Source organism: Prevotella melaninogenica ATCC 25845, from assembly GCF_000144405.1.
In the GTDB taxonomy this organism is placed as follows: domain Bacteria; phylum Bacteroidota; class Bacteroidia; order Bacteroidales; family Bacteroidaceae; genus Prevotella; species Prevotella melaninogenica.
This window is the reverse complement of sequence record NC_014371.1, coordinates 217,937-236,861: the sequence shown is the minus strand read 5'-3', so window position 1 is coordinate 236,861 and position 18,925 is coordinate 217,937. Positions and strand designations below refer to the sequence as shown.

The 18,925-nt window shown below is 42.3% G+C and carries 10 protein-coding genes; 5 read left to right on the top strand and 5 right to left on the bottom strand.

Annotated elements, in window-relative coordinates; genetic code table 11:
- Positions 1-117 precede the first annotated feature (117 nt).
- The 5 genes from HMPREF0659_RS08010 to HMPREF0659_RS07990 all read left to right on the top strand — a co-directional run bounded on the left by HMPREF0659_RS08010 (position 118) and on the right by HMPREF0659_RS07990 (position 10,070).
- Entirely contained in the window at positions 118-2,151 is a 2,034-nt protein-coding gene (locus HMPREF0659_RS08010) for a M13 family metallopeptidase (RefSeq protein WP_044046039.1), read from the top strand.
- A gap of 366 nt (positions 2,152-2,517) precedes the next feature.
- Complete coding sequence (locus tag HMPREF0659_RS08005; RefSeq protein ID WP_013265300.1) at positions 2,518-3,405, top strand: homoserine O-succinyltransferase; 888 nt, start codon at positions 2,518-2,520, stop codon at positions 3,403-3,405.
- Positions 3,406-3,799: 394 nt separating this feature from the next.
- On the top strand, positions 3,800-5,887 hold the full coding sequence (locus HMPREF0659_RS08000) for a peptidase U32 family protein (RefSeq protein ID WP_013265267.1): 2,088 nt from the start codon (positions 3,800-3,802) through the stop codon (positions 5,885-5,887).
- Between the two features lie 29 nt (positions 5,888-5,916).
- Positions 5,917-7,083 (top strand): zinc ribbon domain-containing protein, encoded by a 1,167-nt coding sequence (locus HMPREF0659_RS07995; RefSeq protein ID WP_013265184.1) that lies wholly within the window; start codon positions 5,917-5,919, stop codon positions 7,081-7,083.
- Between the two features lie 491 nt (positions 7,084-7,574).
- Positions 7,575-10,070 (top strand): TonB-dependent receptor, encoded by a 2,496-nt coding sequence (locus tag HMPREF0659_RS07990; protein ID WP_013265372.1) that lies wholly within the window; start codon positions 7,575-7,577, stop codon positions 10,068-10,070.
- A gap of 550 nt (positions 10,071-10,620) precedes the next feature.
- Here the strand turns inward: HMPREF0659_RS07990 and HMPREF0659_RS07985 are convergent.
- The 5 genes from HMPREF0659_RS07985 to HMPREF0659_RS07965 form a co-directional block, all read right to left on the bottom strand.
- Entirely contained in the window at positions 10,621-13,446 is a 2,826-nt protein-coding gene (locus HMPREF0659_RS07985) for a C10 family peptidase (RefSeq protein WP_013265798.1), read from the bottom strand.
- Positions 13,447-13,540: 94 nt separating this feature from the next.
- A complete protein-coding gene (locus tag HMPREF0659_RS07980) occupies positions 13,541-15,241 on the bottom strand; it encodes a thiol-activated cytolysin family protein (protein WP_013265690.1) in 1,701 nt (566 codons plus the stop codon).
- 722 nt (positions 15,242-15,963) lie between these two features.
- Positions 15,964-16,410: a YhcH/YjgK/YiaL family protein gene (locus HMPREF0659_RS07975; protein ID WP_044046038.1), complete on the bottom strand. Its 447-nt coding sequence runs from the start codon at positions 16,408-16,410 to the stop codon at positions 15,964-15,966.
- A 249-nt stretch (positions 16,411-16,659) separates the two neighbouring features.
- Positions 16,660-17,361, bottom strand: a complete 702-nt coding sequence (locus tag HMPREF0659_RS07970; RefSeq protein WP_044046037.1) for a hypothetical protein — start codon at positions 17,359-17,361, stop codon at positions 16,660-16,662.
- Positions 17,362-17,400: 39 nt separating this feature from the next.
- Positions 17,401-18,867, bottom strand: a complete 1,467-nt coding sequence (locus HMPREF0659_RS07965; RefSeq protein WP_013265348.1) for an SLC13 family permease — start codon at positions 18,865-18,867, stop codon at positions 17,401-17,403.
- Positions 18,868-18,925: the final 58 nt, after the last annotated feature.

The following is an 18,925-nucleotide window of genomic DNA, read 5'->3' as shown; positions in this document are numbered from 1 at the left end:
TGAACATTGAACATTTGTTTTGAACATTTGCTTTGAACATTGGACATTGCCTACATCGGTAATCATAATTATGAATTGTGAATTCTGAATTCTGAATTAAACCAAATATTTTTTACTATGCGTATCAAAAAACTTTTACCAATGATGCTCCTTGCATCTGCTCCCTTTACCGCTATGGCACAGGGTCAGGCAGGTATCAAGGCAGAGAACCTCGACAAGTCGGTACGTCCGGCTGACGATTTCTTCACGTTTGCCACAGGTGGATGGCAGAAACTCAATCCACTCCCTGGTGCTTTCTCACGCTTCGGATCTTTCGACCAGCTACAGGAGAACAACAACAAGCGTATCAACACTATCCTCACTGATCTGCTAAAGAAGCAGGGTAAGGAAGGCTCAACAGAGAGAAAGTTAGGCGACTTCTATAAGCTCGCTATGGACTCAGTGCGCCGTAACAAGGAAGGTGTGAGTCCTGTTAAGCCTCTGCTCAACGAGATGGAGAATGCAAAGAGTCTGTCTGACCTTCGTAGCCTTCAGCTGAAATATGCAAGCTTCGGCTATGGTGTGCCAATGGGCTATTCCTTTGAGGCTGATGAGAAGAATGCGAAGATGAACATCCTCCTTATCTATCAGGACGGACTGAGCCTCGGACAAAAGGAGTACTATCTTGATAATGATAAGGCTACGACAGACATCCGTAACGCCTTCCGCCAGTTCATTGCTAATATGTTCCGCCTCTACGGATTCTCTGATGCTCAGGCAGAGGCTAAGCGTGATGCCGTTATGCGTTATGAGACGATGCTGGCACTGATATCAAAGAGCCGTACGGAATTGCGTGACGTTGAGGCCAACTATAATAAGATGACGCTCGGTGAGTTTAAGGAGAAGTATCCTAATATCCCACTTGAGCAGTTGGCAAACGCTGAAGGTATTAAGAGCGAGTATATCCAAACAATGGTTGTATGTCAGCCAGCCTTCCTTGCAGGTGTTGACAAACTGACATCTACAGAGACTGCTGAGGAACTCCGTGCACGTATGGAATGGAATGCAATCCTTGCTTCAGCTAACTATCTGAGTGATGATGTGCGTGCGGAATACTTCAATTTCTTCAGTAAGACAATGCGTGGTACAAAGGAGGACTATCCTCGTTGGAAGCGTGCCACACAGCAGGTGGAGAAGCAGATGGGTGAGGCGCTCGGCAGAATCTACTGTGAACGTTACTTCCCAGCCACAAGCAAGAAGCGTATGGAAGACCTCATCAAGAACCTTGAGGTGAGTCTTGCTGAGCGTATTAAGGCACAGGACTGGATGAGTGAGGCTACTAAGAAGGCTGCACTTGAGAAACTCTCTACCTTCTATGTGAAGGTGGGTTATCCTAACAAATGGAAGGACTTGAGCCAGCTTACGATTGACCCATCAAAGTCATATTATGAAAATGTACAGACCTGCCAGAAGTTCTGGGCAGAGGATGCTATCAAGGAGAAGGCTGGTAAGCCAGTAGACAAGGATAAGTGGCTGATGACTCCTCAGACGGTGAATGCTTATTATAATCCTACGACGAATGAAATTTGCTTCCCTGCAGGTATCCTTCAGTATCCATTCTTCGACCCTAAGGCTGATGATGCCTTTAACTATGGTGCCATCGGTGTGGTAATTGGTCATGAGATGACACATGGATTCGATGACCAGGGACGCCATTATGACAAGGATGGTAATATGACAGACTGGTGGACAGAAGAGGATGGTAAGAATTTCGAGGCACGTACGGGTAAGTATGCTGACTTCTTCAGTGCTATCAAGGTATTGCCTGATCTCAATGCAAATGGTAACCTCACATTGGGTGAGAACCTTGCTGACCATGGTGGCCTTGAGGTGGCTTTCAATGCTTTTGAGAAGACACCAGAGGCAAAGAAGGGCAAGGTCATTATGGGCTTTACTCCAGAACAGCGTTTCTTCATCGCTTATGCAGGCGTATGGGCAAACAATATCACTGAGGCTGAAATCCGCAGTCGTGTGAAGAGCGATCCTCACTCTCTTGGCGAGTGGCGTGTGAATGGCGCTCTGCCTCATATTAATGCGTGGTATAAGGCATTCGGTGTAAAGGAGGGTGATAAACTCTTTATCCCAGAGAATGAGCGTCTGAAGCTTTGGTAAATGATGGGTGTTGGGTGATGAGTGTTGGGTGTTAGGTGTTGAGGGCTTGACTCTTAGCTGATTATTACACCTATCTTCAACATTGCCATACCACTAAATCTATAAAATTAAAGGCTCACGACTAAGCATTTCTTTCAGATTCGATGCTGATAGAAATGTTTAGAGTGAGTCTTTTGTGTTTGTTTTGATATAGGGTTATCGTGTCGGTTAGGATATATGTGTGCCTTATCCTATTTCTATTCATACTTTTATACAGGTAAGCCTTGTAGAATCTGTTATTAATTACTATCTTTGTAACCTATTTAAAGGAGAGAAAAAGAAGGATCGTATGCTTGTATGACCCTATAAAGATAAAGGAAACAGGATATGCCATTAAGATTGCCCGACGGACTTCCCGCTATTGATATACTGAAGCGTGAGAATATCAACATAGAAGATATGCTTGCTAAAGAGGATGATAAGCGTCCACTCCGCATTGTCATACTCAATCTTATGCCATTCAAGGCTACGACAGAAACTGATTTCATACGTATTCTTTCTAATAGTCCGCTATTGTTGGATATCAACTTTATGAAGCTCAAAAGTCATGCTTCTAAGCATACTCCTGCAGAACACATGGACCGTTTCTATCATACGCTTGAGGAACTTAGCAAGGAGAAGATTGACGGAATGATAGTCACCGGTGCACCTGTTGAAGGAATGGCTTTCGAGGAGGTGGACTATTGGACAGAACTACAGGAGATATTCAATTGGGCACGTGATAATGTGCGTTCAACGCTTTACATCTGTTGGGCGGCACAGGCAGGACTCTATCATTTCTATGATATTCCAAAATATCCTTTACCTAAGAAGATGTTTGGCATCTTCCCTACGATTCCTTTAAAACCCGAACAGCCTCTCTTCCGTGGCTTTGATGATGTCTTCCGTATGCCTCAGAGCCGTCATACAGAGGTAAGACGTGAAGACATTGAGCGGGTTGACGACCTCGAAATCATTGCTGAATCGGAGAAGAGCGGGGTAGCTATCGTAAGGTCACGCAGTAGACGTGAGTTCTTTATAACAGGCCATTTAGAGTATGCTCCCGATACACTTGACACAGAGTATCGTCGTGACCTTGGTAAGCGTGACGATGTTGAAGTGCCAAAGTATTATTACCGTGAGGACAATCCAGATAAAGGTCCGCTTGTCACTTGGCGTTCACACGCTAATTTACTGTTTATGAATTGGGTGAGTTGGGTGTTAGGTGGTGAATGATAGGTGGTGATGAATGGTTATTTTGCTTAGCATCTATCACTCAAACAAAATGTAATCATCATCACCCAACAATTAACACCCATCACTCAACATCCTATAAACACTTCATCATCACCCAACAATTAACACTCATCACTCAACATCCTATAAACACTTCATCATCACCCAACAATTAACACTCATCACTCAACATCCTATAAACACTTCATCATCACCCAACAATTAACACTCATCACTCAACATCCTATAAACACTTCATCATCACCCAACAATTAACACTCATCACTCAACATCCTATAAACACTTCATCATCACCCAACAATTAACACTCATCACTCAACATCCTATAAACACTTCATCATCACCCAACAATTAACACCCATCACCCAACAATATGCAATCATCAACACCCAACACTCAACACCCAACCCCCATCACAATCGAACTCCTTGCTCCAGCCAAGAACCTTGAATGTGGTATAGCCGCTATTGAACACGGAGCTGATGCCGTATATATCGGTGCTTCCCGATTCGGAGCACGTCAGTCTGCAGGCAATAGTGTGGAGGATATTGGTAAGCTATGCGAGTATGCTCACCGCTATGGTGCCACGGTTCACGTAACTATCAATACGATTATCTATAACGATGAGTTTGAAGAGACGCTCGCTTTGGTGCGCGAATTGGTGGACGTTGGTGTAGATGCCTTCCTCCTGCAGGATATGGGGTTGATGAGTAAGGTAAGGGAGATTGTGTCTGATACGGTAGCCCTCCACGCTAGTACACAATGTGACACACGTACGTGGGAGAAGGCTCAATGGCTGAGTCAGCAGGGTTTTGACCGTGTCGTACTTGCTCGCGAGCTGTCTGCTGAAGAGATAAATGACATCCATAAGCGTTTGCCAGAGCTTGAGTTGGAAGCCTTCGTACACGGTGCATTGTGCGTAAGTTATAGTGGTGTATGTTATGTTTCACAGTATAGTTTTGGTCGATCTGCCAATCGTGGTGCGTGTGCACAGTTCTGTCGATTGGCGTTTGATTTGAAAGATTCAGACGGAAAGACCATCGAACATCAGCGCCATCTTCTCTCATTGAAGGATATGAGTCAGATAGATAACCTTGAAACACTGATGCGTTCAGGGGCTTGTGCCTTTAAGATTGAGGGAAGACTGAAGGATATCAACTATGTGAAGAATGTCGTTTCGGCTTATAGTAAACGCATTGATGAGATTATCAGTAAGCATCCAGGCGAGTTCCGTCGTGCTTCTTTGGGACGTGTGCGCTATTCGTTTACACCCGATTTGAAGAAGACTTTCAACCGTGGTTATACTAATTACTTCCTCAAGGGAAGACAGGCAGATATCTTCTCACCCGATACCCCTAAGGCATTGGGTGAGTTTGTTGGTCGGGTAAAGGAGATAAGACGAGATAGTTTTAACGTATCAAGTACTGCAAACTTTGCCAATGGTGACGGTCTGTGTTTCCTATCACGTGACACTGACAGTCAGTCAACACGTTTGGAAGGATTCCGTGTGAACCGTGCTGTTGGGAATAGGCTCTATCCTTTTAAGATGCCAAGAGGATTAAAGCCAGGTATGGGACTGTATCGTAATCAGGACCAAGCATTTGATAAGGAGTTGAGTGGTAAGACTGCTGAGCGTAAGATTGCGATTAAGATTTGGTTTGGAGCCTCCCCCAACCCCTCCAAAGGAGGGGAGTGCCTAACGGATTGTCGTGGGACGATATGGGCACAAGCAGAGGTGATAGGCAGGGCTAATCCAAATCAAGCATCTAACGAACGAATATCCAACGAACATCCCGTTAGGCTCTCCCCTCCCCTTGGAGGGGCTGGGGGAGGTCTCCAACTTGCCCAAAAGCCTCAGCGTGATAACATCATACGTCAGCTCACTAAGTTGGGCAATACGGTATATGAATGCTCGAAAGTAGAGATAGTTGACGGGGCTGATAAATACTTCATCCCAAGCAGTATTCTTGCCGAACTTCGTCGTATGGTGGTAGAGGAACTTGACAAACAGATACTGAATATGCAGCGTGTGATGATTCATCGGAAGTCGGTGGATAAGGTATCTGACCATAAACCACATATATCGATGGTAAATCCAGCCCAATATCAGCAGTTACCTTATCTGTATAACATCTCTAATGATGCTGCCCGCAAGTTCTATGAACAGCAAGGATTAACCAAAACAGAACCTGCTTTTGAGATTCAATATCCTTCAGGTGCCACCAATGGTTCTGACTCATCAAACAAGGCATTCTCCATCAAGGGAGATAAAGAAGCGGTTTCTCACTTGTTAATGCAGTGCCGTCATTGCATTCGTTATTCGCTCGGCTATTGTGTGAAACGTGGTGGACAGAAACCAACTTGGCGTGAACCGCTCTTCCTTGAACTCCCTGATAAGCGTCGTTTCCGCTTAGAGTTCGACTGCAAGAACTGTCAGATGAATGTGTGCAACGTTACGTAATTGAAAATCATAACCCATAGTTTATCATCATGATTACGAATAAATGGAATCCCGAGGGAAAAGAACCTGCGCAGACTTCAATAACAAAGAAGACTAACAGCTGTGCTGGGCTACGCTGCGGTATCGTTGAAGGAACCCTCCTCTTACTACTTAGCTTCTTATTTACAGGCTGTTATCATAAGAAGACTCCTTCGTCTTTCCGCTTGCCTGATAGTATTCAAGAGGCACAGATTTCTCGGCGAATAGAAGCAGAAGGCGACTCTATTTTGAAGGATAATGACAGTGATGACATAGAATGGAGTGGCACACGAAGCAAGGTAGACTCCCTGGCTTTTCGCGTAAAACACCATTATTCGCAAGGGTTTAACTTTATTGTAACGGCAGATTCATTGATGCTTCTTCGTCAACAACCAGAAGAGGCTGTAAACAAGATGGAGACAGATTCCTTCGCTGTGAAGAACGGAAAGGAAGTTGTTGTGGCTGATATTCGTATTCTTCCCATTGACAAGCAGGACTCAGTTTGGGTGCAGATTGCAACGGAAGACTATGCCTTTGGCTGGATTCATGAATCTCGTCTGTTAAAACAAGTTGACCCCGCTGACCCGATTTCTCAGTTTATCTCTACATTCTCGAACATTCACTTACTCATATTCTTGATTGTTATCTCAATCATGGGTGTAGGTTATTTGGCACGCAAGATATTGAAGAAGAACGCACATATCGTACACTTTAATGATATTAGTTCGTTCTATCCCACGCTGTTAGCCGTCATCGTGGCACTTTCTGCAGCCTTCTATGCAAGCATTCAACTCTTTGCACCCGAGACATGGCGTGAGTTCTACTTCCACCCCTCTCTTAATCCCTTCTCCCAACCCATATTACTCAATATATTCTTAGTTCTTGTCTGGGCAATGCTCATCATCAGTATTGCTACGATTGACGATGTACGAAGACTATTGAAGTCGGGAGAAGCCCTACTCTATCTTAGCGGTTTAGGTGCAGTATGTGCCGTGAATTACATCGTTTTTTCTGTACTCACCTTATATTATATAGGTTATCCGCTTCTCATTGCCTATATCTATTATGCCTTCCGCATTTATCTACGCAAGAGTAGCGAGACTTATTACTGCGGAAACTGTGGCGTACGCCTTCATAGAAAAGGAAGATGTCCACACTGTGGAGCCGTAAATGAGTAATAAAAAGTACGCGTTAGATAGAACTTTCAACAGACTTTACATCGGAAATAGACCTCCATTAGTTTAGAATTTTATTTACATTTCGATAGCCGTTTTTACCTTATTCTTAGGGTAAAAACGGTTATTTTTATTTTCCACATAAGTAACACGAAAACAGACAGTTACCAAACAGCAAAATAAAAGGTGCCTAATTAGACTTCAAAAGGGCGTTAGTAAGACTTCAAAAGGACGTCTTATAGAATCCTAAAGGGCATCTATTCGAGTCCAATTCATCATGTTTTGGTTTTTACATAATGATAAAATCCTGACACATTTATAAGTGGTAGCTGATAGAATAAGTCCTTTCTTCATTCTAATCCAGTCCAACTTATATGGCTGTATCTCAACAGAATATTTGTAATATTCCTAATAAATTAGGATTGTTTATTATATTTTTTATGCTTACCTTTGTCATCATTAACGATTTATAAAAACATTAGAAATAAGATTATATGATTAAGTCTAAACTTAGTATTGCCCTTTTAATGGCGTCATCTTTGCCGATAGGAATGCAAGCTAACAACATTATCGAAAGCGGAGATACTTCTCGCGTCTATGATATTGACGAAGTTGTCGTCATAGACCAACCAAAGGAGGCTTTCCGTCTGCGCCAGCAACCATTGAGCAGCACTTCTTTCAATGGTGATTTGATTCGTAGCCTCAATGTGCAGGATGTTCGTAATCTCTCTGTGTTTGTCCCATCATTCTCTATGCCTGAGTACGGAAGCCGTTACACATCTTCTATATATATGCGCGGTATCGGCTCACGTGTCTACTCACCAGCCGTGGGTATTTATGTAGATGGTATGCCAATCTTGAGCAAGAGTGCGTTTAATTTCCACACATATGATATCGACCGCATCGACGTTCTACATGGTCCGCAGGGTACACTTTATGGTATGAATACCGAAGGTGGACTGATTCGACTCTATAGTCGTAACCCTTTCCAATATCAAGGGACGGATGTAAAACTCTCGATTGGTACGAAACTGCATCGTCAGATTGAGGCAAGTCATTATGAGAAACTGAATGATAAGATGGCATTCTCGGTAGCTGGCTTCTATGGAGGACAAAATGGATTCTTCCGTAATCAGTATGATGGCTCACATGCCGACCTTATCAATGAGTTTGGTGGTAAGGGCCGTTTCCTTTGGCGTCCAACAGACAGACTTAACTTTGACTTCATTGCTGACTATCAATATACTCGTCAGAATGGCTTTCCATATGGTCAGGTGGTGACGGAAGACGAACTATCTTCTGCCACAATCACCTCACCGCTTTATGGATTGAAGGTTGGTACGCAATCGCCTAACCAAAATCGTCAAGGCAATTACCGCCGTAATATCATCAATACAGGGCTGGGTATTAAATATACAGGAAACGGATTTGATATCAATTCGATGACTTCTTGGCAGTTCCTCCGTGACTATATGCTCATGGATATAGACTATCGTCCGCAGGACTTCATGCACCTTACACAGCGTCAATTAGGGAATACGGTGACAGAGGAACTTTCTATCAAGAGCCGTAATAATAGCAAGTGGCATTGGACCTTCGGTGCTTTTGGTTCTTATCAGTGGTTGAAGACGACGGCTCCTGTTTATTTCGACCAAGACATGAACAGCTACCTGTCTAAGAAGATTACCGACTATGCTTATAACGGTATGCTCAATGCAATGGCAAGGGGTATGGCACAGAGATTGATTGCAGGTGGAATGTCAGAGGAGCTTGCCAACAAAACGGCACGTGCAAGCACGGCTGCAGCTATTGCTGCGGCAGGTGGTGTCAATATAAATATGACAATGGACCCTGTTCCGGGTATCTTCCGTACGCCAACCCTCAACTTAGGTGTTTACCATGAGAGTAACGTTGAACTTTCTGATCGCTTGATGGCAACTTTGGGGTTGCGCTATGATTATTCGCGCGTAAGCATTGACTATGAGACATCTGCACGTGTAGCATTGCAGGAAAGTGTGATGGGCATAACCATTAATCCTGTTATCACTTCAGCATTGAAGCATAGCGAGCATGATAATTTCAAACAGTTCCTTCCAAAACTTGGTTTGACTTATCGTCTTCAGGATGGTAGCAATGTTTATGCGACATGGTCAAAGGGCTATCGTGCAGGCGGTTATAACTTCGAGATGTTCTCTGATGTACTTCAGACTGAGACCTCACAAGCAGCCAATAAGGCACGTGCTGATGTGGATATTGCACATAATGAGGCTTACTATGAGCGCATTGCAAAGACAATCGAATATAAGCCAGAGACAAGCTGGAACTATGAGGTGGGAGCGCATCTCAATCTCTTAAACAACCAACTTCATCTTGACCTCGCTGCTTATTATATGCAGATTCGCAATCAGCAACTCTCTGTAATGGCTGGCAACTATGGTTTCGGACGTGTGATGACAAATGCTGGCCGCAGTCATTCTTGTGGTTTGGAGGCAACACTCCGTGGTGTAGCCTTGGACAATAAACTATCATATGCTCTTAGCTATGGCTTTACAAGTGCTCAGTTTGATGAGTATAAGGACTCTATCGCTGGAGTAGGAACAGTTAATTATAAGGATAAGCGTGTTCCTTTCGTGCCACAGCATACACTGGGTGCCAATGCTGATTACCGCATAGACGTTGACCCTGCAGCCTTGCTCGACCCATCAAATCGTTTCCATTTACGCAGTGTCACGGTGGGACTCAACCTCTCTGCACAGGGTAAGACTTACTGGGATGAGCAGAACTCTATCGGTCAGAACTTCTATGCTGTCTTAGGTGCTCATGCCGATGCAGACTTCGGTCCACTGCATGTCAACCTTTGGGTGCGTAATCTGACAGATACAAAATACAACAGTTTTGCTGTTCAGAGTGCTGCCACTGGTACACGCTACACCTTTGCTCAGATGGGTAATCCATTCCAAATGGGTGTAGATTTTAGGGTGCATTTCTAATGAGAAAAAGCCTCCCCCAACCCCTCCGAACCGAAGGTCACTGACCGAAGGGAAGTAAAGGAGGGGAGGCAAATAGGATAAGGCTTGGTATAGGCTATTAAGATTTCACTCCATGTTTTTGTAAAATCAAATAGAAAGGTTATAGACATAAATTAATAGCTCGTAACCCATTTATATAAAAGTAATTGACCTACAATTAAAGTGCATGAATCTTCGCACTTTAGTTGCAGGTCAATTGTTTTTATTGGCAATATAAACCCTTCCAAACGGCAATACGCTCTTATACAAACAACATATAATAATGTGATTTAGCCTCAACACCATTTGTGCTGAGCATTCGCATCATGTGTGCTGGAGCTTGGCACCACATGTGTGCAGCGTGAAGACATCGTCAATAGTTGATAATTAAGGCTTATAGTTACCATTAAGTAAATTGTAGAATAGTAAAAGAAATTACATGATGGCTGTCTATAAGGAATAGAGAATCCACATTGAGAGCGTTCTCAATGTGGATTCAAATAATACGCCAAATTGTGATAATCGTTTAGTATTATCGCTTCACAATCTTACAAGTAGTTTTTCCTATGTTTAGGAAATAAATTCCTGAAGGTAAGTCCGTTACGCTGATAACGTTGTCGCCAACTTTAACATTATGTTTACTGATAAGATTTCCTTGAACACTGTAAATACGTACAGTGCCTGCTTTTGTAACAGAAAGGGTTACGTTATCAGTTACAAAATCATTATGAACAGATAATTCTGTCCCACCAGAAATAACCTCATCAATGCCTAAAGGAATATTGCCATTATCTACTTTATTACCAATTGATTGGAAGTGTTCTCCATAGGTAGGTGGAGTGTCAAAGTCAAAGGTTGGACCGAGGTTTAGTTTGCTGTTGAATAAGATAGATGAGTCTGCCTCGTTAAGGGCAGTATAAACATTGAATGGAACTACATCTGTTGGATAATAAAGCCATGCTGCACCACCATTGTTATAGAGAATATTCATGTAATAACGTCCCTTCGTTAGGTATCTTGTAGGGAGTGATACTTCAATATATCCACTATCATTAGGCTTAAGTGTGATGGTTCTTGTCTCTGTCATGTTGCTATTGAGAGGTTTAGAACTCAATTGAGCATCAGTAACATAGAACTTCACACGCCCTTCGAAACCATTAACAGACTTCAAGTAAACACGAGCTGTAAACTTGCTGTGGGCAGTTGACACGTAAGCATTATCTGATCCAAGGTAGCTACTACCCTGATAGAAATAGATAGTCTGCAACTTTACATCGTGTACAGTTTGTGAATTATTATCATTATCGTCTGCTGTATTAATCGTTAGTTCACCTATTTTCCATACTTTAGCATCAGCTTTCACCTTTACAGCTACCTCTTCACCATCAACATCATACCCTGCAAGCAAGTTATACTTGCCTACCTCCAAGCGTCCGAAGTTATCGTTCGTATAGAAAGAAAAGGTTACACGCTCGCCTCTGGCTATCTTTGCGTTGCCTTCAGAGATGAGGGTGGCTGACTTAACATCATTTGATTCAGCAGGAAGAGCGTAAAGCTTCAAGCTACCATTGTAGTCGGTATTACCTTCGTTGGCAAGAGTTGACACAATCTTCGTGTTCTGTCCCTTCTTAGCATACTCTGTTATACGCTGCACAGCATACAGTTCAGGCTGCTTAACAGTAGGATTTGGAGCTGGGTCAGGGTCGGGATCAGACTTACCAATGGTTACTGTTCCGGCTACGGCATCAATAGCCTTAAAGCCTGTTCCTTTGGCATAGTTTACTGTAAGGTTGTAAGTTCCAGACTTAACATTAGCAAGGTTAGCGTAGAAAGTTACCTTCTTCGTAGACTCTGCACCAATAGAAGCCGTTGTTGTAGAGATAATCGTTGAATAAGAATCATTCTCCTCTTGATAAAGGGCAAGAGCCAATCTACCTGAATAAGCAGACTCTCTATTCTTATTACCAACAGTGATTGTAACAGGAACAGAGTTTTGCTGCGCTAAAGTAGTCTGCTGACACTTAGCTGCAATGTAGAGGCTCGAACCTGTTTCAACGTCGGGTTGTGGATTAGGCTTTGGTTCTGGGTTAGGATTAGGTTCTGGATCAGGGTCATCATTACGATCAGGTTTTAGGTAACGCAGCATCTGTTGATTAGAGCTGTATCCACCACTGCCACCACCAATACCCTCTTGTCCAGGGCGTAGTACATTAAGTTTATGCCAACCATTTGAAGAGTAGTTCCATCCCCAGTCAACATGTACGAAGCCATTAGAAGCAAAACCATCGAGAACAAAGCAATGCCCACCACCAGCAGAGAAGCCTGCATAGACAACGGGACCATAATCACGCAACTCATCGTGTATCTCTCTTAGCCAGCTTTGCTCGTAGTAGTTGCTGCGCTGAAGAAATCTAACGGTATTCTTGTAGCCAAAATTACGTGTAAGAACCTCTGGAGCATTGTAAACATATGCACCAGAACCGCCGAAGGCAGCAGGGTTATAGTCCATCTGAACAGCGTAACCAATGTCACGCAAGAGGCGCCCTACATTATCAGCTTGTACAGATGTAACGTTACGCCCAGTTGTTCTATCACGTCCATATCTGTCAATACCTGCTGGCATCTGGCTCCAATCATAAGCCGCATTCTCAGAACCTCGTCCATCAAAGTTCAATGACATGTAGTTACGTTTCCAATAGTAGCTCACTGAGCCATGTGCCTTACGTGGCCATTTGTGCCAACGTAGCACGGTACAGATAGCTGTAGCCACGCAACCTGACACTGTTTCATAGGTTTCACCATTGTAACGATAGTTAGGAGCATACTGGTTGAAAGGCCAACTTTGTCCCCAGCTAATAGGTGTTGTGAGCTTTGTTCTACGGTCAGAGGCATATTCGAGAAGCGGACTAATCTCTATCTGATAGTTGCTTGCATGCATGGTGGCTACTTGCTTAAACTCTGGTGACGGAATGTCTGGAGTGTTCTCGATAGCCCATTTTATCTGATTACAATACTCGCCATATAACCACTTAATAGAAGGATTCCCTTGAATGTCATTCTCTGTCAAGCTACCCTTTTCTGAGAATGCGATGATCGGAGATACTCGATTGTCTGCTGCGATAACTACAAATCCCTGATCATTACCTCGATTGATAATATAATATAAGTTTTCCTCAGCCTTTCCGGCATGAGAAGTCTTATAAGGAGCCTTATACGCCATACTGAGTTGGTGTGTTGTAGTGCCTTGTCCAAAGAAGTTTGAGGCTATCTTCAGTGCCAGCGACTGATCAACAGGTCCTGCCAACGATAGCTGACACAACAAACATAATAAGGCAAAAAGTGCAAATACTCTTTTCATATTGATAGATTTGAATTTGACTTAGGGTAATAAATGTACTACAACTTTATTGACGTCTTAGTGGTGACGCCGATAAAATTGCTATTGTTGTTTATTAGTTAAAGAACTTAAGGTCAAGAATCTTCACATAAGTATGAATCTTAATATGCTTATAGTTACATTCTAACACGACAACAGGGTTGTCACTCTTATACTTAGAAAAGACGGTACCAAGGGTGTGGTTGAACTGTGTTCGACCATAGTTATACTTATAAATACCGTTTTCTGTATGCAAATCTGTGATGAATGATATCTTCTGATGGTCGACAAAATCTTCTAAACTTTCGTTCTTATCTTTATCAAACTCAACATTAACGATACCACCAAAGCCTATTGGATGTAATGTTTCTTCCTTCTCTCGATAATCAAACCAGAACGGATTAGACTTATCTATGCCTACAAGCTCGTGCTCTTGCCCGTTGACACCGACTAAAACCTTTCCCCATATGTTAGCATCCTTATCTAAGTTAGGGAGCGGACCACTGTGTTGACCAGAGAAACCGAGCACCTGCAACTGCATACGTACCTTCTTAAACACAGGAACAAAATCACGTTGTGTAACTGTAAATTCGTTGCTTGTAACAACACGAGCCTGCGAATTATCAACAGCATAACGCAAAGAGAAACTGATAGGATACATCTGTTCCATTGGGATATCGGCTGCAAGGAAACGCTGGAAAGAATCAATATCACCCTTCAGAATCTCTTGCTGGATAGTCTTTCCACCACCAAGGACTGTGATATGTACATCACTCTTAGCTAACATCTTGCGGTAGTTGACAGCCTGATCGACTGATACATTTACATCAACACCTTTGATTTTATTCAAAGCAAACTCAATTGCCTCATTTATATTACGTTCTTTCTCATCAGTCTCAATAGAGAGATAGATGATTCGACCGTAGTTAATGCTTGAGATGTAAACGGGCTGATAACCATCGAGAGCATCTTTGTCAATTGATTCAAAGATTGTACCTTTCTTAGGAGCATCAGTAGAGACCGTAAAATGTTTCTGTATGAGTCGCGCTAAGATATGATTTTTCTTCTTATTGAAGTTAAATCCAAGGTTAACCGACCCATTAGCAACAGGTGCAGTCACAGCTACTCCTAATTTCGTAACGAGTTCTTCTTGAGAGTTTATCTTCTCTACACTCTGTATAGTCGTCACAGGAGATTCCTTCCAATCCATTGTAGCCCACTTATTCCATACTTCTTGATACTCGCTCTTACGAATATTTGGAACCGTAGCAGAGGTTTCGTGTGCCTCTCTTGGATTAGCTGGTGATAAACTGATAGAGAAAGTTACATCGCCAGTTTTATGCGAAGTAATCATTGCGTAGGTACCATTAGCAATCGTTCCACCCTTAAGAACACAACCAGGATACACAACATCGCTTGTAGGATCGAATAGGAAATTCTCATCGAAAGTCTGTTTTATTTTGTAATGCCGTGTTGTTTTCACCCAATTACCAGGTATACCATCGAGTACACCTTGTGTCTCTACAATAGGATTTTCCTCCTCAACAGGTATCGGAGCACCATCATCAGGGTTTATTGGACCATTGGCACGTGTCATCATTGGAGCCAAAGGCAATGTCTTTAGATAGTTCCGAATCTCCTTCGGATTATTCAAAACTCCTTCTTCACTTTGCTCTTTAACAGGCGTCAACAACTCGTCTTGTGAGCAAGCACCAAACGTAATGGCACAAACTGCCATCGAAACAGGCAATACTGCTTTGAAAAGATACTTCTTCATTCTTTGTTAAATTTTAGGTTATTATGTTTAGGTTTATTATAAATGACTGCCTATTTGCAGCCAGAATGGGTATCTATCAATTCAAGTTCTAATAAATGGTATATATAGGATTAGTTATTAGTCGTTATTCTGCTTACATATGCCAAGTAATACACCGGTTATAAATCTTATTAAAATCATGGTATATATATCCCCCTTTCACTTAACGGGGTACGAGTAAAATGTCCACATTCTCCGACAAAGATAGAAATTAATTTAATACGAAACTTTGTGTATCTTTTAAAAAATAATAAACGCAACAGCTTTAAAATATAAAATTTATTTATGCCGACAATCCGTATATAATTAATAATCCTAATTTGTTTATATTGTTTAAATCGAGATAAAACCGTAAAAAGTTATAGTACTTGTCTTAATATAAAATATATCCTACCAGTATAGAAGTAATTGACCTACAATTAAAGTGCATGAATCTTCGCACTTTAGTTGCAGGTCAATTGTATTTATTGGCGATATAAACCCTTCCAAACGCCAATATCCTTTTCTATAAACATTATATAATAATGTGATTAAGCCTCAACACTACTCGTGTTAAGCCTTAACACCATGTGTGATGAGCCTTAGCACCACATGTGCGCAGCGTGTATCCTACTGAAATCACCACCTATTACTTCCCTTCGGTCAGTGACCTTTGGCTCGGAGGGGTCGGGAGGAGGCTCTTCTTATATCCTAATCTTCCCCACTAACTTCCTTTGTTTCCCTTCTCCAATGATGGGTGCGTGAGCATCCTCTGGGAAGAAGATGGTGAATTGTCCTGGCTTAACACGGAAGTACTCCTTTGCTCCTTGTGTATAAAAGCCGCAATCTCGCTCAGGATTATAGGCAATATCAGGCTCATCTAAGTCAGATAAAGCTGTCCAGCCCATTGTCTCATCCTGCACTAAGGGTACTTGAATATCAATATAGTTCTTGTGGAACTCTAATCGTTGCGCTTCTTTACGCTTCAGTTCTACCTCGTCTAAATTGATGAAGAGGTCGTCAGCATCGAGGATTATGCGTCCTGCTTCTTGTTGGCTGAAATCATGTTGGAGGATATACTCCAGCATTTCCTTCATTCTTGGATGTAGTCCAAAGTAGCGATGGCATGCGCTTAAATCTGCTATTATCATGTTCTTGGATTTACTAAATGTTATAGAAAACTGCTGCAAACATACGTATTTATTTTCTGAAAACAAAGAATTAGCCTGTAAATAACGTGTATCTGAGAAATGAAAAAGGGGTACACAGAGCGTGTACCCCCTTTTGATAGGATATCTACAGATAGGACGTCTTATCTTTGTGTGACGTCGTCTGACAAGTTTTATTAGTTGTAGAAGAGTTCAAGCGAATAAAATTCCGTCTTGCAAACTTATCCCTTACTACTTTCCCCAGCCATTCTTAGCATACTTAGGGTTGACAGAGAACTCCCCTGCCCCTACGTCAAGGTCTCCGCTGTTCGGCACTCGGTATTGCCCCCATGCACATGGTTTAGACTTTTTTGTCTTGTTACTTTTCCATGTTCCTGCATATTGGTTGTTACAATAGGAGTCCGAATGACTATCAATATCGTCATAAACGAACTTACCATCATTGGTTTCGTACCAATAGAACAGCAGATAACCAGTGAAGACACCGCTTCCCGTTTGGCTGTTTTCTTCTTCAAAGTTATACTTCGCAATACTACATCCACGTCGTTTGAACTGACCCTTCATAGAGTCGTCCACACCATACGTGGGATGCGTAAATTCCCTATTCTCAACAATATCAATGGTTCCACGGAAGTTACAACGATTGTTCTTGACAATGGTAATACCGCTGACATCATATTGATTATCATCTATTCGTTGTACTTTTTGAATGTCTATCGAGAACTTCTGATAGTCTGTTCCAATATAACCAATGTAAGGAACGCTCTTGTCAGACAATATATTAGAGAAGTCAGTCTCAGCACTTGTATTCTTACTATCACTTACCATAGAAAGAATCCACTTCGGAACATTTGCCTCCGCCTTCTTTTCTTGGCAACTCGCGAAAGGTAATACCATCAAGAGTAGTGCTAAGTAATTAAACAACTTGCTCATAATATTCTGATATAAATATGATTATAGGGAGCGAAGACCTTATCCAAGGAAGTGTATCTGACCAATGAAATAAAGTAAGATGTAACCCAAGATAAGGGAAACAACACCGCTGGTCAGACCCACCTTAAGCATATCATTCTGCTTCACAAGTCCTGTTGAGTAAGCAATAGCATTCGGTGGCGTAGAGATAGGGAGACACATTGCAGTAGAGGCAGCAATGGCAATACCGATGAGGACAGTGCTTGTACCGCCAATACCACCGAGTTTGTCACCCATACCACGACATACTACAGCAAGGATTGGAACCAACAGCGCTGCAGTTGCTGTGTTTGAAATAAAATTAGAGAGGAAGTAACAAATCAAACCAGAGATAGCAAGGATAACGATAGGACTCCAATTGCCGAATGGAATACTCTCGATAGCAGCATCTGCCAAACCTGAACCATTCATTCCCAAGCCAATAGCAAAACCTCCTGCAACCATCCAGATGACACTCCAGTTAATCTCCTGCATATCCTTTGCAGTGATAACACCAGTGATAGCGAAGATTGCCATTGGAATCATTGAAACGGTATTGGTATCAATACCTGTGACATCCTTTGGAATGACCCATAGAAGGATTGTTACGATAAAGGTTATGATAACAACCCACATACGCCATCCACGGTGTACCTCACCATCAATCTTCAAATGAATAGTCTTCTGTGTGAATGGGAAGAAGTAAAGAATAATTCTCCATGACAACAAAAGCAGAACTATCACAAGCGGTGCCATGAAAGCCATCCAGTGCATGAAGTCAATATTCATATTAAGACCAGCTGGGTCATTGAGATATTTAAGAGCAATAAGGTTCGGAGGTGTTCCAATCGGTGTTCCCATACCACCGAGGTTGGCTGCAATAGGAATAGACATTGTCAAGGCAATACGTCCCTTACCATTAGCAGGTAGCGCAGCAAAGACTGGAGTAAGGAAAGTAAGCATCAATGCCGCTGTTGCAGTATTTGAGATGAACATTGAGAAGAGTCCTGTAATAAGCAGGAATCCCAAAAGAACATTCTCACTCTTATTACCAAAAGGCTTAATAAGATTACGTGCCAAGAGCGTATCAAGTCCCGACTTCGATGCCGCTATCGCTAAGATAAAGCCTGCAAGGAAGAGCATGATGATAGGGTCAGCAAAGGATGCCATGATTTCCTTTGAGTCAAGTAACTCACCTATCCCGTCGCCTTTGAAGACTCCAAAAGCATTTTTGGATACAGTGACGCACATGATAGACATAATACTCAGTGACGTTGCCCATGCAGGGATACACTCTGTTAGCCACGATAAGGTGGCAAACACAAAGATTGCAATAATACGTTGCTGTACTACGGTCAACCCATCAATGCCAAAACTGCTTGTGGGAAGATTCCAAATAATGGCTGTAACCACGAGGATAGCTAAAAGTTCCCAAACTTTTTTCATCTCAATGTGATTACCAAGTTCGTTAGTCTTTTCTTCTGCCATGGTGTTAGTTGTTTAGTTTAATAAATTTAGATTGTTGATTAATAGATTTGCGGGCTAA